Consider the following 14,408-nt stretch of genomic DNA (forward strand, 5'->3'; position numbering starts at 1 on the left):
ATGAAATATGCACTGGTAACCGGAGGTTCGAGAGGGATTGGAAAAGCCATCTGTATTCAACTTGCTTCCGATCTTAAATATAATATACTCCTCAATTATCACTCAAATACCGAAGCCGCTGAAGCAACGAAAACAGAGATAGAGAAAATGGGAGTTAATTGCGATCTCTTGAGATTTGATGTTGCCGATCATGATTCTACTCAAAACTCCATCGATAACTGGAAAAAAGATAATCCTGAAGCTAAGGTTGAAGTTCTGGTCAACAATGCAGGAATTACTAAAGACGGTCTTTTCATCTGGACCAATCAGGAAGCATGGGATTCGGTGATCAATACCAGTCTCAATGGATTTTATAATGTGACCCAGACGGTCCTTAAGGATATGCTTAGAAGCCGGTATGGTAGAGTGATCAATATAGTGTCGCTATCAGGTTTGAAAGGCAACCCTGGGCAGGTAAATTATTCTGCCGCTAAAGGAGCCATGATCTCGGCAACTAAAGCGCTTGCACAGGAGATCGGTAAGAGGAAGGTAACCGTGAATGCGGTAGCTCCCGGATTTATTAATTCAGATATGACCAGTGAATTTGATGAGAACGAACTAAAGCAGCTCATTCCGCTTAAGCGTTTTGGTGATCCGGAAGAGGTGGCAAACCTGGTAAGCTTTCTGGCTTCAGAAAAGTCGTCATATATTACCGGGGAAGTGATCAGTATTAACGGAGGTTTATATTCGTAGATCCATGGCAACCTGGAAAGGAAAATCGAGAGGTACGCTTTTAGGCTTCAAGATCTATGTGCAGATAATTAAGAAAACTGGTCTGTATTCAGCATATTTCGTGCTTCTATTTGTTGCAGCCTATTTTATCTTTTTTTCTTTTACTTCTACAAAAAGCACCTATTTTTTTTTCAGAAAAAGACTGGGATATTCCCCCATAAATTCGGCCTTGCATGTATACCTGAGCTATTTTACGTTTGGCCGTATTCAGTTAGACCGCATTGCCATCACCAATGGTTTAAAGCACAAATTCACCTTTGAATTTGACGGGATTGAGCATATAGACAATCTCTTAAAACAGAAAAAAGGAGGTGTCTTGTTAACGGCGCATATCGGCAATTTCAACCTGGCTAAACACTTTTTTGACGAAAAACATTCAGATGCGGTTGTAAATCTTGTGGTTACAGACTTTGAACACAGGCAGATCAAGAATTATCTTGAGTCGGTCACCGGAAAATCTGAAGTCAGGATCATAGTTCTTAAGGAAGATCTTAGTCACATCTTTAAGATGAAGGAAGCCCTTTCTAGAAACGAACTGTTGGTCTTTGCTGCTGACCGCTACCTGAAACATTCAAAAACATACAAAGCAGAATTCCTGGGTCAGGTTGTGAAATTTCCTCAGGGACCTTTTAAACTTGCCGCCAGAAATAAAATTCCTGTCTTATTTGTACATTTAATGCGTGAAAAGAATTTTCACTATCATTTTTATGCCAGACCTTATATTCCCGAGGAATATAAAGCCAGCGAAATTTTAGAGGCTTATCTTGAAGACCTGGAGAGAATGGTAAAAAAATATCCTCATCAGTGGTATAATTACTACGATTACTGGAATGACTTCAGTTGATTATGGCAGAAAACCTATTACATCATCCAATAACCTCTTATGAGGAAATTATTAAACTTATTCCCCAGAAGGAGCCTTTCGTGTTTGTGGATACCCTTTTTGAATATACCGCGCTTACAGGGGTAACCGGCTTCACGGTACCAAATGCTAATGTATTGGTTCATGAGAACAGGCTTTCCGAGAGCGGTTTAATAGAGCACATGGCTCAAAGCATGTCGCTGCACAGGGGGTACCAGGGCTCTCTTAGCGGACAAACAAAACCGAAAACCGGTTTTATAGGTCTTATCAAAACAGTTGAGATCTTTCATCAGCCTGAAGTAGGAGAGAAGTTGAAAACCTATGTTGAAATACTACATGAGATCATGAATGTAACTTCTGTTTCTGCCCGTACCGAAAATGAAAGGGGAGAGGTGATCGCAATTTCTGAAATGAAAACCGTGACGGTAGAATGAGTGAGAGCATTTTGAAAAGCAGTTTGAAAATGCGCGTTCGCTTTCATGAATGTGATCCCTTGCAGATCGTTTGGCACGGGAATTATCTCAAATTTTTTGAAGAGGGCCGCGAAGACTTCGGAAAAAAACATAATATCTCTTATCTGGATGCTAAGGAGAACGGCTATTCGATGCCCGTGATTAAATCGGTTTGTGAGCATAAACTTCCACTTAAATATGGAGATGAATTTGAGGTAGAGACTTCTTTTGTGAATGCAGAAGCCGCAAAGCTCATTTTTCAGTATAAAATATTCTCTTCGGGAAAGCTAATTTGTACCGGGGAAACCATCCAGGTTTTTACCGATAAAAATTCAGAATTAGTGCTTAACAATCCGCCGTTTTTCTTAGATTGGAAATCGAAAATGGGATTGATATAAATGAAAAGGAATTACCTCCTAAGTGATTCGATTATTTCTCCATTGGGGTTTGGCACCGTAGAAAACCTTGAGTCAATACACCGGGGTAGATCGGCCTTAAACTTTCATAAAAATCCCATATTCTCGGAGGATGGCGTATATGCCGGGATTATTCCTGAAAAGATCATCAACGAAGCTTTTAATCAAATTGGGAATCCTGAACTTTATACTAAACTCGAGAAGCTGATCATCCTTGCTATTCAGGAGGTTTTAAATGAGAATCCCGGTTTAAAGCTCCAGGATACGGGATTAATAATTTCCACTACCAAAGGCAATATAGACCAACTTGGAAAGAATGAATTTCCAGAAGAAAGGCTTTATCTCTGGAAAATGGCAGAGGTAATTGCCAGTTTCTTTGGATTCGAAAAAAAACCGGTAGTTGTTTCAAATGCGTGTATCTCGGGCGCTTTGGCAATTAAAACAGCAAATGATCTGATTTCGGCCGGTAGATTTGCAAAAGTCATAGTGGCCGGTGGAGATCTTGTTTCAGATTTTGTGCTTTCCGGGTTTCAGTCATTTCAGGCGATTAGCCCTGAACCATGCAGACCTTTCTCTAATGACCGTCAGGGAATAAGCCTAGGCGAAGCTGCTGCGGCGATCCTTATAGGACCAAACGGAAAGGAAAAAGAAAAAATTGCCTATGTGGATGCCTGTACAGCCAATGATGCTAATCACATTTCAGGCCCAAGCAGAACAGGAGAGGGGCTTTATTTAAGCATTTCGAGACTGCTTTCGGCATGTAATATCTTTCCTGAAGAAATAGGATTCTTATCAGCTCACGGCACCGCGACCACATATAATGATGAAATGGAAGCCATTGCCTTTAACCGTACAGGGCTTGAAAAGATTCCTGTAAATAGTTTTAAAGGTTATTATGGGCATACCTTAGGAACTTCAGCATTGATCGAAACCATTCTCACTAAGCATAGTCTTTTAAAGAATGAGCTTTTTGCTTCTGTGAATTTCTCGGAATCGGGCGTTTCGAAACCGCTCAATTTAATAAAGCAGCACATCCATAAGGAACTTAAGCTGGCACTAAAAACCGCCTCTGGCTTTGGTGGATGCAACCTGGCTATGCTTTTAAAAAAGGAAACCGATGAGTAAGCAGCTATTCATACAGGATTCTGTGATCATCCGTAACGGAAAGGTCATTGTGAACGGCAAGATAATTCATGAAACTGATGCTGATCAAAAACTTTCTTCTTTTCTGAAAAGCATTTACAAGAAGCAGAACTTCAAATATCCCAAATTCTTTAAAATGGATAGCCTTTCGAAGTTAGGCTATCTGGCCAGTGAAATACTTTTTAAGAATAAAGAACCCGAATCTAAAACTGCGCTTGTGTTTTCTAATGCAGCCTCAAGCCTGGATACTGATAAAGCCTACGCAGAAACCATGAATGATTTCCCGTCTCCTTCAGTTTTTGTTTATACCTTGCCAAATATCATGCTCGGGGAAATCAGCATCCGGTTTCAGCTTAGGTCTGAGAATATCTTTCTTATAAATGAAGAATTTGATCCCGGCTATTATATAGATTATTCAAAGGTCTTATTTGAGGAAGGAAAGGCCAGTAAGATTGTTTGTGGCTGGGTGGACTTGCACAATAGCGATTATGATGTATTTTTGTGCCAGATTAGCCCTGGTGAAGGCTATGATTTTAATGAAGAAGAGCTAAAGAAATTATACTTACCTACACATGAGTGATCTGCATACCGAATTAAAAAAAAGCATTATTGAACAACTTAACCTCGAAGATATGGAGGTTAACGAGATTGAAAATGACGAACCTCTTTTTGGGGATGGTTTGGGCCTGGATAGTATTGATGCACTTGAACTTATCGTGCTCATGGAAAAGGATTACGGGATCAAGCTTTCAGATCCCCAGCAAGGGAAGGAAGTATTTAACTCTATAAATACTATGGCCGATTTTATCGAGAAAAACAGAACCAGGTAATTTATGAAAGGTGTCGCCATCACTGGAATGGGAATTATTTCTTCAATTGGGAGAGACCTTGAAGAAACAAGCGATTCTCTGAAGTCCGGTAGAAGTGGCATTGATAAACCTAACATTTTCCAGACAAAACATTCTAATATTCTGGTTGGGGAGATAAGCTTCTCTAATTCTGAATTAGAGAATAACCTTGATCTGGAAATGAATCATACTTTCTCACGTGCCACAATGCTTGGCGCTTATGCAATAAAACAGTTGCTTGTAAATACGGGTCTTAAAGATATTCCTTCAGAAACCGGGATCATTTCCGGGACCAGTGTAGGAGGGATAGATATGACTGAGCGTTATTTTCACGATTATCCTGAAAATACTGAAAACCGAAGATTTATCAGGGCGCAGCACCCGGGGTTCTCTACAGAAATGATCGCTGAATATTTTGGTCTTAAAGGCTTTGTTTCCACTATTAGTACAGCTTGTTCTTCATCAGCTAACGCTATTATGATGGGAGCCAGGATGATCGAATCCGGTAAACTTAAAAGAGTGATTGTTGGTGGCAGCGACTGTCTTACTAAATTCACTCTGAATGGTTTTCACTCTCTGATGATCCTTTCTGAAAATAATTGCAGACCATTTGATCAAGACCGGGACGGACTTAATCTGGGCGAGGCGGCCGCTTATATTTTACTGGAAGCTGATGATTGTATTGGTGACAGAAAAGTTTTGGGCAGGGTCACTGGCTACGGGAATGCGAATGATGCTTTTCATCAAACTGCTTCTTCCGAAAATGGAGAGGGAGCCTATCTTGCCATTTCTAAAGCCTTGAAAAAAGCCGGAATAAAAAGCCGGGATATAGATTATATCAACGCTCACGGTACTGGTACTAAAAATAATGATCTTTCTGAAAGTTTTGCTTTTCAACGTGCCTTTGGAGATGAAATCCCACCGTTCAGTTCTACTAAGGCTTATACGGGTCATACCCTTGGAGCTGCAGGAGCTGTGGAAGCGATTTTTAGCCTGATTTCATTGCAGGAGCAGAAGGTCTTTCCCAATCTGAATTTCAAGTCAGGAATGAAAGAAACCGGATTATTCCCTGTAACGAAACCTACGAAAATGAAGATTTCTAACATACTTTCTAATTCGTTTGGTTTCGGCGGAAATTGTACATCCTTAATTTTTCAGAAAGATGAATAGGCTTTATGTAAATGGTATTTCATCCATCTCTCCGCAATCTGAAGATATTTTAGAGACAGGAAATCTTAGGGAATATCAGAGCAATATAATTCCTGCCCTGAAGCATGATTATAAGTCAATGATACAGCCTATGATGCTTAGGCGAATGTCGAATGCTGTAAAAATGGGCCTGTTCTGCTCAAAAAAAACATTGCTGGATGCACAGCTTGATATGCCAGATGCCATTATGGTTGGTACCGGCCAGGGGTGTTTGCAGGACACTGAAAAATTCATGGAGGCCATGCTCACTGCAGAGGAAGGCCTGTTAAGCCCAACATCATTTATCCAGTCTACTCATAATACGGTTGGCGGGCAGATAGCGCTCGATCTTAAGTGTACCGCTTATAACATGACCTATACACAGAATTCAGTATCATTTGAAAGCGCATTGTTAGATGCCTTGCTTCAGGCGAGAACCGAAAGTGGAACTCAAAACATCCTGGTAGGAGGTGTTGACGAGGTCTCTCCGGCTTTTACAGGTTTCCAGGAGCTTGACGGGCAATTGAAGAAGGAACCTGTTAAAAATACCGATCTGTTATGGTCGAAAACCCCAGGCAGCATTTTTTCAGAGACTGCCTCATTCTTTATGCTTGGTTCACAGGAAACTGAAAATTCTTATGCAGAATTAGTGGATGTTGAAATCATTAACACAGCAGAAATTCAAAACATTGGTGAAAGAACAGAACGTTTTCTTCAAACTAAAAACCTTACTTCTTCAGCTATTGATATCGTGATCCTGGGTAATAATGGAGATTCAAGATATGATCCTTTTTACCACGAGTTGCAGGAGAAGCTTTTCGCTGAAACTCTACAGCTGGCATATAAGCATCTGGTTGGCGAGAATAATTCGGTTTCTGCATATGCTTTCTGGATTGCTTCTAAAATCCTGAAAGAAAATAAAATCCCGGATTTTATTAAATTGAATGATTTAAATTGCAGTAAACCCCGAAGGATCCTGATTTATAACCAGTATCTCGGAAAGAATCACGGACTAATTCTTTTACAGAAGCTTTGATCTATAAAATCGTCAATATACTTTTTGGAGGGATATTCATGCTTATGCTCTTCCTGTTCCTGATGAATGACTGGCCCTTTTGGCCCTTACCGTTATTAGTGGTTTTATATATCATATTCATTCTTATAGTGTCGACAAATGTGCAGTTTAATTTTTTTGTAAAGGCATATAACAAAAATCCCGATTTTCCTGAAAACGCCGTGGCCCTGAGCTTTGATGACGGTCCCGATGATAATACCCTTAAGATCCTAGATATTCTTGATAAGCATGAGGCAAAGGCAGTGTTTTTCTGTATTGGGAAGAAGATAGAAGAACAGCCTCAGATTTTCCGGGAGATATTGAAACGTGGTCACATTGTTGGCAATCACACTTATTCTCATACAAGAAGAATGGGATTTCTGAGCAGTAAGTCCATCACAAATGAAATTTTAAAATGTGATTATATTGCAAAAGAGATTGGTGGTGTGAAAATGAATCTTTTTCGTCCTCCATTCGGAATTATTAATCCAAAGACTAAAAGGGCCCTACAGAAGACAGGGCACAGAGTAATAGGGTGGAACGTCAGGCCATATGACGCGATCACCAAATCTCCGGAAGTGATCATAAATCGAATTACAAAAAAGCTCGAAAAAGGCGACCTTATTCTCTTACATGATAATATGGAAAAGACTCCCATTATCTTGGAACAATTATTGGTAATTCTAAAGCAGCGAGAATTCGCTATTATAAGACCTGATAAATTATTTCGAATCAATGCGTATACTTAAAATTTGCCTTTTTTTCCTAAGCCTGAACATGATGGCTCAAAACGGTGTTTTGAATAATGCCGAGGAGCATGCATTTAAATCCAGGGTGATAGAAAAAGCGAATGGGATTAATAGCTTTTCAGCCGAATTCATGCAGACCAAGCATATGAAAGTAATGGATGAAAGCCCCGAGAGCCGGGGAAAAGTATATTATAAATCACCAGATCTTTTAAAGTGGGAATATCTCAGGCCTTACGATTATCAGATACTTTTTAAGGACTCCAAGCTCTATATCATGGAAGAAGGACAGCTTTCTGAAGTGGACCTATCTTCCAATAAGCTTTTCGAAAAAATGGGAGAACTGGTAGCTGGCAGTGTTAACGGAAAGATCTTACAGTCAGATAAAGACTTCACAATTACCTATTACAGGAATAAACAGAATATCAGGGCCCAGATCATCCCCAGGGATAAGAGCCTTAGCGGAATGTTCAAGGAAATATGGGTTAATTTTAATTCAGATCATCTCATCAATTCGGTGAGGTTAGTAGATCCTTCCGGTGATTATACCGAGATCTTTATGAAAAACATTAAAATTAATCAGTCCATACCACCTTCTGTTTTTCAAAACTAACTATCTTGTTCTTTAAAGATTTCGCATGATTTTAAAGGACTTTTACGAGGTTTCGCATACCAAAAAGAATGAAGACCTTCAGCTAACTACCCTGAAGGTCAATAAAGACCATGAGATCTATAATGGTCATTTTCCGGGGAGGCCTGTAACCCCTGGTGTAGTGCTTATGCAGTTATTCAAGGAAGAGGCTGAAAGGGTTTTCGAGAGTCCGCTTCAACTGGTAAGGGCAGATAACGTTAAATTTATGGCTGTTTTTGACCCTACAGATCATGATGAATTAATTCTGGAATCCCAACTTGAACAAAACGGAGATTTTATAAAACTTAAAGGAATAGCTAAGAATAATAAAGGTATAGTATTGAAGATCAATTCTCTATACAAAGGTCTTTAATTGTGTTTCTATTGCTATGTTCCTCTCCGAATAAATAATAATTTTGCAGTAAAACTTAGCAGGTGAAAAAAGAACCGGTTTTTCAATCCAGATTCGAAAAGCTTAACTGTTGTGTTATTGTGCCAACCTACAATAATGCACATTCACTCGCGTCTTTTTTGTCAGAACTTAAACTGTATACCCATAACATCATTATTGTGAATGATGGGTCTACCGATGAAACTGCCAAAATTCTAAAAGAACATCCCGGCTTACACCATAGATCGCATTCTCAAAATAAGGGTAAAGGCATGGCACTTAAGACCGGTTTTGGCTTCGCCCAGGAACTGAATTATGATTATGCAATCACAATAGATTCTGATGGGCAGCATTATCCTGATGATCTGGACGTTTTTCTGACTGAACTCGAAGCTCGTAAACAGGACGATCCTGAACTTCTACTTGTTGGCGACCGAAATATGGGAAGAGATGGTATCCCGGGAAAAAGCAGTAAGGGAAATCGATTCTCCAATTTCTGGTTCTTAGTAGTTACCGGTATTGAATTGCATGATACCCAGAGTGGTTACAGGCTTTACCCTGTAAAACTTATTAATTCACTTAAACTGGTCACCTGGAAATTCGAACTGGAGATTGAGGTTCTGGTGAAAGCAGCCTGGAAAAAGGTAGAAGTGAAGAATATACCAATCAAGGTTCTATATCAGGAAGGGGAAAGGGTCACTCATTTCAGACCTTTCTGGGATATTGTTAGAATCGTTCTTTTGTATATGTGGTTTGTGCTGGTGAGTTTCTTCTATATACATCCGCGGAATAAATACCAGGATTTTAAAAATAAAGGGTTCAGAAAATTCTGGAAGGAAGATATTGTAAAGAGTCAGGAACCACCTCATAAAAAAGCTGCTGCCATCGCATTAGGTGTGTTCATAGGCATTTCACCTTTTTGGGGAATCCATACTTTACTCGTATTCACTCTTGCCGCGGTATTTCGGTTAAATAAGGTTATAGCCTTTTTATTCTCCAATATAAGCATACCGCCTTTTATTCCCGTAATCGTATATGCAAGTTATCAGGCTGGCTCCCTTATTTCAGGAAAGGGTTTTGACTGGGAGATGAAGCTTCAAAAATTTGAAACAGGAACTGATGTTTTTATGGGATTATGGCAATATATTACGGGAAGTTTTGCTCTCGCAATTGTCATGGCCTTTAGTCTCTGGATTGTATTTTATTTTTTATTTTCGGTCTTTAATCAAAAGCAGGTGGTGAAACCTTAATGCATAAAGCTTTTCTCAATATTCATGACTTTTTGAAAAACCGAAAGATCTTTGGTTTTTCGGTACTTCTCTTTTACATCGCCATAACCGCTTTTTTCGCCTGGAATATTACTCTTGAAGAAGATATTACAAAGCTCATACCATCAGGAGAAAAACAGGATATTTTAAAGAAGGTTCTAAGGGTGACAGATCTTTCTGATAAGCTGATAATAAGTATATCAGCTGGGTCTGAAGATACCTCTCCCGATACTTTGGTGGCTTACGCTAATGATCTAACAGGAAGAATTGAAAAAGAATTACCCGGCTATGTCAACGAAATAAAGGGCAAGGTTCCTGAAAAAGATATCAGACAGGTCTATAAATTTGTTTATGATAATCTGCCTGTATTCCTGCAGGAGAAGGATTATGAAAAGATATCTAACCGGCTCTACCCAGATAGTATCCGGCCCCGGCTGGGCTCTGGTTACCGTCAATTGATGTCTCCCACCGGCTTCGTGACCAAAGATTACTTTCTGAGTGATCCATTAAGCTTTACAAACCTTGGCCTTTCAAAGCTTCAGGAGCTTCAGGTAGGAGATAATTTCGGTATTTATAAAAACTACCTGATTACAAAGGATAGAAAGAATATCATTCTTTTTCTTGATTCTGCTTTGCCCTCATCGGAAACGGATAGGAACGAAGATTTTATTAATTCTCTTGAAGATATTACCGGGCAACTAAATCAGGAATATGATCAGGTTGAAGCCAGTTATTTTGGAGGGATCCTGTATTCCCTTGCTAACGCTGATCGTATAAAAAAAGATATAAGGCTTACGATTGGTATCGCGGTGGTTTTACTGCTTATTTTGCTCATCTTTTTCTATAGAAAGATATATGTGCCGTTCCTGCTTTTCATCCCAAGTATACTGGCAGGAATTACAGCCATAGCAGTTTTAAGTATCGCAAAAGGAAGTGTCTCTGCGATCTCACTGGGAATCGGAGCTATCCTGTTGGGGATAACCCTGGATTACGCCCTGCACATCCTTACGCATTATCGCAATAATCGAAATATCACTCAGCTTTATAGAGACATAACCAGGCCTATATTAATGAGCAGTACCACCACAGCGGTTGCATTTCTTTGCCTAATATTTGTGCAAAGTGAGGCGCTGAATGATCTGGGAATTTTTGCTTCTATAAGTGTACTGCTTTCTTCCATTTTTGCACTGGTTCTCATTCCATTATTTTATAAACCTAAACCAGATTCAACTAAAAACAGAACCTTCCTGGATAAAATAGCAGCAGTTGATTATTCTGCTAAACGACCATTGGTGGTTGTAGTATTACTGCTATTTATAGTTTCGCTTTTCTTCTTTAACCGGGTTGAGTTCAATAATGACCTTTCAAAACTGAATTTTGAACCACCGGAGATTAAGAAACTGGAGAATAGAGTAGAAGGGCTTGCGGGAAGGTCTGGAAAGACCATCTACATGGTAGCTTATGGCAATTCAGTTGATGATGCACTACAGGAAAACAACAAATTATATCAGCGTTTGCAGGACCTTGAAAACGAGGGTAGAATTGAAAACTTCAGTAGTATAGGAGGGGTGATCCTCTCCACCGAAACTCAGAATAACAGGATAGAGACCTGGGAATCATTCTGGACACCTGAAAAGACTGATAGCCTGAGAGAGAATATAATTTCAATTTCTGCCGAATACGGATTCCGGCCAGAGACCTTTCATACTTTTTATCAACAGCTGCAAAAGGATTTTTCAAATATAGATCTGGATGATTACAAGCATGCTGGTTCGCTTTATCTTGATGATTTTATTTCTGAAGATGAAGATATAGCTACGGTTACCAGTACGGTTAGTTTGGAAGAGGGTAATAGTGCTGATTTTATTGCAAATTTTAAAAATGAGAACGGCATCTTTGCTCTGGATCGTAAAGCGATAAACCAGAATTTTCTTGGCAGTCTGAAGGAAGACTTCAATAAACTAATATTGATCTCGATCCTTGCGGTTTTTGTGATCTTGCTTATTTCTTATCGTAACCTGGAAATTAGTCTTTTTACTTTGTTGCCTATCGCGGTTACCTGGATCTGTGCTCTTGGCATAATGGCGATTCTGGATATAGAGTTCAATATTCTGAATATCATCATATCCACCTTTATTTTCGGGCTTGGCCTTGATTACAGCATTTTCATAACGAATGCCTGTTTGCATGAATACGAGACCGGAAGATCTGATCTTAAAACCTATCAGACTTCCATACTTATTTCTGTGATCACAACTTTGCTCGGAATGGGAGCATTGATTTTTGCGCAACATCCGGCCCTTAGATCGGTTTCAATAGTATCAATAATCGGAGTCCTTACCGCAGTCTTTGTGAGTTTTGTGCTTCAGCGTGCTATTTTCAAAAAGCTAATCCTTAACAGAGTTGAAAAAGGCAAAGCTCCTTTTCATTTTGGTCAGCTGGCAGATTTCAGAGGAAGGATAAGTGAATCTGAAAGTGAAAAACTATATCGTAAGTTAGCCATCCTGGATAACTATCGTTATAAGTCGGTTTTTCCAAAAGTAAGTCAGAGATTCAAGAGTACCCGGGAAAAGAACCTTAGGGTTAGCAGGTATATTGAAGATGGAGAGAGTATTTCCATAGTCAATTCGGAATATGGTATCATTCCTTTATTTCTTTCATATAAGTTCAGGAATGCCAGCATTCATGCTTATGAAAATAAAGAATACCGGTTCAGGGTTTCAAAAAGAACCCCACGTTCAAATTCGGCCGAGATATTCTTCTATTCGAGGATAGAAGATCTCCCTTCGAGTAAGGTTTTTATTATTAACGGTGATTTTTCCGACCAGCAGGAACTTATAAATTTAATAAAGGAGAATGCCGAAAAGGTGATCTTTATAGATTCGGAGTTTCCAAACAGGTGGTTGCTGGATATGAACTTTGAGATCGTATACAGGCAGAACAATATTCTGGTATTTCGTAAAGCCGATTAAATGAAAATGCGGATACCTGTCATATTACTCATAATCTCATTCCTCGGCATTTCCTGTGGGGTAAATAGATCCTTGGAACAAAAACCGGTGATTGAGGGCATAAATGAAATAGATACAGCCCGTACGCGTCATTCTGAATCTTATTTCAGCCTGGGGAAAAATCAGCTTTATAAGAACCATCATGGCATTTGGGAGCTTTACCTTGAAGGAAATGCACTGGAAAGGGGAGTAGCCAACGGAAGCCTTACTCGTGAACTTATTCAGCATCAGGAAACAGCCTTTATGAACAAATTGCAGGCCATGGTTCCCTCTGAAAGTTATCGCGGATTTTTAAAAAAAGTTGTATCATGGTTCAACAGGAAAATGCATGATCACGTTCTGCCGGAATATCAGCAGGAGATCTATGGTATTTCCCGCTATGCTTCGAATGATTATGATGATTTTGCTCCGGCCTATGTAAGGATGCTTTACCTTCATGGAGCTCACGATATAGGGCATGCTCTGCAGGACCTTATGCTGGTGGGCTGTACATCATTTGCTGCCTGGGAAGAAAAGACAGAAGACAACCAGTTATTAATTGGTCGTAATTTTGACTTTTATGCAGGTGATGAATTTGGAAAACAAAAGATCGTGGCTTTTGTAAATCCTGATTCAGGAAATAAATTCATGATGTATACCTGGGGTGGAATGATAGGTGTGGTAAGCGGTATGAATGAAAAAGGAATCACCGTGACCATCAATGCTGGGGAATCAAAAATGCCGCTGGTCGCCAAAACTCCGATCAGCCTGGTGGCAAGAGAAATTCTTCAATATGCTGCAAATACCTCAGAAGCCATTGAAATCGCTAAAAAACGTGAGGTTTTTGTATCAGAATCCATAATGGTAGGTAGTGCAGAAGAAAGGAAAGCCATTTTGATCGAGGTTTCTCCGTCTAATTTTGGTGTTTATGAAGTTGAAAATTCAAATGAAGTTATTTGCAGCAATCATTTTCAGAGTGAAGCTTATGCCAATGATTCAAAGAACTTAAAGGCTATAGAAGAAAGTCATTCCAAATACAGGTATGACAGGATGAACGAACTTCTTTCTCAATCAGAAATTTTAAACCCTGAGAAAGCTGTTGGGATTTTACGAAACAGAAAAGGTTTGAATGATGTTTCTCTTGGTTATGGTAATGAAAAGGCTATCAATCAGCTGCTTGCTCATCATGGGATCGTTTTCAAACCTGAAGAAAAAAAGGTTTGGGTTTCTGCGAATCCCTATCAGATGGGAGAATTTGTAGCTTATGACTTGGATAAGGCTTTTTCAAAGTTCCAAAAAGGTCTCGTAAATGCATCAGTTGCAGATGAAGAACTTAACATTCCTCAAAGCGCATTTATAGAAACCGAAGCTTTTAAGGATTATGAAAAATACAGAAAGTTGGAACATGATGTTAAGCTTAGCCTGTCTGAAGATATACCCGTAGAAATTGAAAAGGCAGAAAAACTGGTAAAACTTAACCCCGATTTCTGGGAAGCCTGGTACCTGGCAGGAATCATCTATTATGAAAAAGAAGATTATAAAAACGCAGTGATCCATTTTAAACAGGCTGATAGGAGAGAAGTAACCACCAGGCCTGACGAAGAAAGGATCGCTAAAATGATCAGAAAAAGCTACCGAAAACTTTAAT

Annotated in this window: 15 protein-coding genes; all 15 read left to right on the plus strand. The window is 39.4% G+C overall.

Annotated elements, in window-relative coordinates:
• The 15 genes from flxB to NE848_RS11740 all read left to right on the plus strand — a co-directional run bounded on the left by flxB (position 1) and on the right by NE848_RS11740 (position 14,407).
• Entirely contained in the window at positions 1 to 732 is a 732-nt protein-coding gene (gene flxB, locus NE848_RS11670; protein ID WP_252113747.1) for a flexirubin biosynthesis SDR family reductase FlxB, read from the plus strand.
• 4 nt (positions 733 to 736) lie between these two features.
• Positions 737 to 1,615 (plus strand): LpxL/LpxP family acyltransferase, encoded by an 879-nt coding sequence (locus tag NE848_RS11675; protein ID WP_252113748.1) that lies wholly within the window; start codon positions 737 to 739, stop codon positions 1,613 to 1,615.
• Positions 1,616 to 1,617: 2 nt separating this feature from the next.
• Entirely contained in the window at positions 1,618 to 2,067 is a 450-nt protein-coding gene (locus tag NE848_RS11680; protein ID WP_252113753.1) for a hotdog family protein, read from the plus strand.
• The gene (locus NE848_RS11685; RefSeq protein ID WP_252113755.1) at positions 2,064 to 2,483 is read left to right on the plus strand and encodes an acyl-CoA thioesterase; all 420 of its coding nucleotides are present in this window, start codon (positions 2,064 to 2,066) and stop codon (positions 2,481 to 2,483) included. Before NE848_RS11680 ends, NE848_RS11685 begins: the two co-directional genes overlap by 4 nt.
• Entirely contained in the window at positions 2,484 to 3,626 is a 1,143-nt protein-coding gene (locus NE848_RS11690) for a beta-ketoacyl synthase N-terminal-like domain-containing protein (protein WP_252113758.1), read from the plus strand.
• Positions 3,619 to 4,224, plus strand: coding sequence for a 3-oxoacyl-ACP synthase (locus NE848_RS11695; protein ID WP_252113760.1), 606 nt, complete (start codon positions 3,619 to 3,621; stop codon positions 4,222 to 4,224). Before NE848_RS11690 ends, NE848_RS11695 begins: the two co-directional genes overlap by 8 nt.
• The gene (locus NE848_RS11700; RefSeq protein WP_252113762.1) at positions 4,217 to 4,474 is read left to right on the plus strand and encodes a phosphopantetheine-binding protein; all 258 of its coding nucleotides are present in this window, start codon (positions 4,217 to 4,219) and stop codon (positions 4,472 to 4,474) included. Before NE848_RS11695 ends, NE848_RS11700 begins: the two co-directional genes overlap by 8 nt.
• 3 nt (positions 4,475 to 4,477) lie before the next feature.
• The gene (locus NE848_RS11705) at positions 4,478 to 5,662 is read left to right on the plus strand and encodes a beta-ketoacyl-[acyl-carrier-protein] synthase family protein (RefSeq protein WP_252113763.1); all 1,185 of its coding nucleotides are present in this window, start codon (positions 4,478 to 4,480) and stop codon (positions 5,660 to 5,662) included.
• Positions 5,655 to 6,716 (plus strand): beta-ketoacyl synthase chain length factor, encoded by a 1,062-nt coding sequence (locus tag NE848_RS11710; protein ID WP_252113770.1) that lies wholly within the window; start codon positions 5,655 to 5,657, stop codon positions 6,714 to 6,716. Before NE848_RS11705 ends, NE848_RS11710 begins: the two co-directional genes overlap by 8 nt.
• Entirely contained in the window at positions 6,713 to 7,483 is a 771-nt protein-coding gene (locus tag NE848_RS11715; protein WP_252113775.1) for a polysaccharide deacetylase family protein, read from the plus strand. The genes NE848_RS11710 and NE848_RS11715 overlap by 4 nt, the downstream gene beginning before the upstream one ends.
• Entirely contained in the window at positions 7,470 to 8,093 is a 624-nt protein-coding gene (gene lolA2, locus NE848_RS11720; protein ID WP_252113777.1) for a flexirubin biosynthesis/transport protein LolA2, read from the plus strand. Before NE848_RS11715 ends, lolA2 begins: the two co-directional genes overlap by 14 nt.
• Before the next feature lie 25 nt (positions 8,094 to 8,118).
• On the plus strand, positions 8,119 to 8,484 hold the full coding sequence (locus tag NE848_RS11725) for an ApeI family dehydratase (RefSeq protein ID WP_252113779.1): 366 nt from the start codon (positions 8,119 to 8,121) through the stop codon (positions 8,482 to 8,484).
• A gap of 62 nt (positions 8,485 to 8,546) precedes the next feature.
• Positions 8,547 to 9,752 carry a DUF2062 domain-containing protein gene (locus tag NE848_RS11730; RefSeq protein ID WP_252113781.1) on the plus strand — a complete coding sequence of 402 codons (1,206 nt, stop codon included), beginning with the start codon at positions 8,547 to 8,549 and terminating at the stop codon, positions 9,750 to 9,752.
• Positions 9,752 to 12,742, plus strand: a complete 2,991-nt coding sequence (locus NE848_RS11735; protein WP_252113783.1) for an MMPL family transporter — start codon at positions 9,752 to 9,754, stop codon at positions 12,740 to 12,742. The genes NE848_RS11730 and NE848_RS11735 overlap by 1 nt, the downstream gene beginning before the upstream one ends.
• Complete coding sequence (locus tag NE848_RS11740) at positions 12,743 to 14,407, plus strand: C45 family autoproteolytic acyltransferase/hydrolase (protein WP_252113786.1); 1,665 nt, start codon at positions 12,743 to 12,745, stop codon at positions 14,405 to 14,407. It abuts the gene before it with no gap.
• Position 14,408 lies beyond the last annotated feature (1 nt).

The sequence above is a fragment of the Gramella jeungdoensis genome (genome assembly GCF_023805255.1).
Taxonomy (GTDB): domain Bacteria; phylum Bacteroidota; class Bacteroidia; order Flavobacteriales; family Flavobacteriaceae; genus Christiangramia; species Christiangramia jeungdoensis.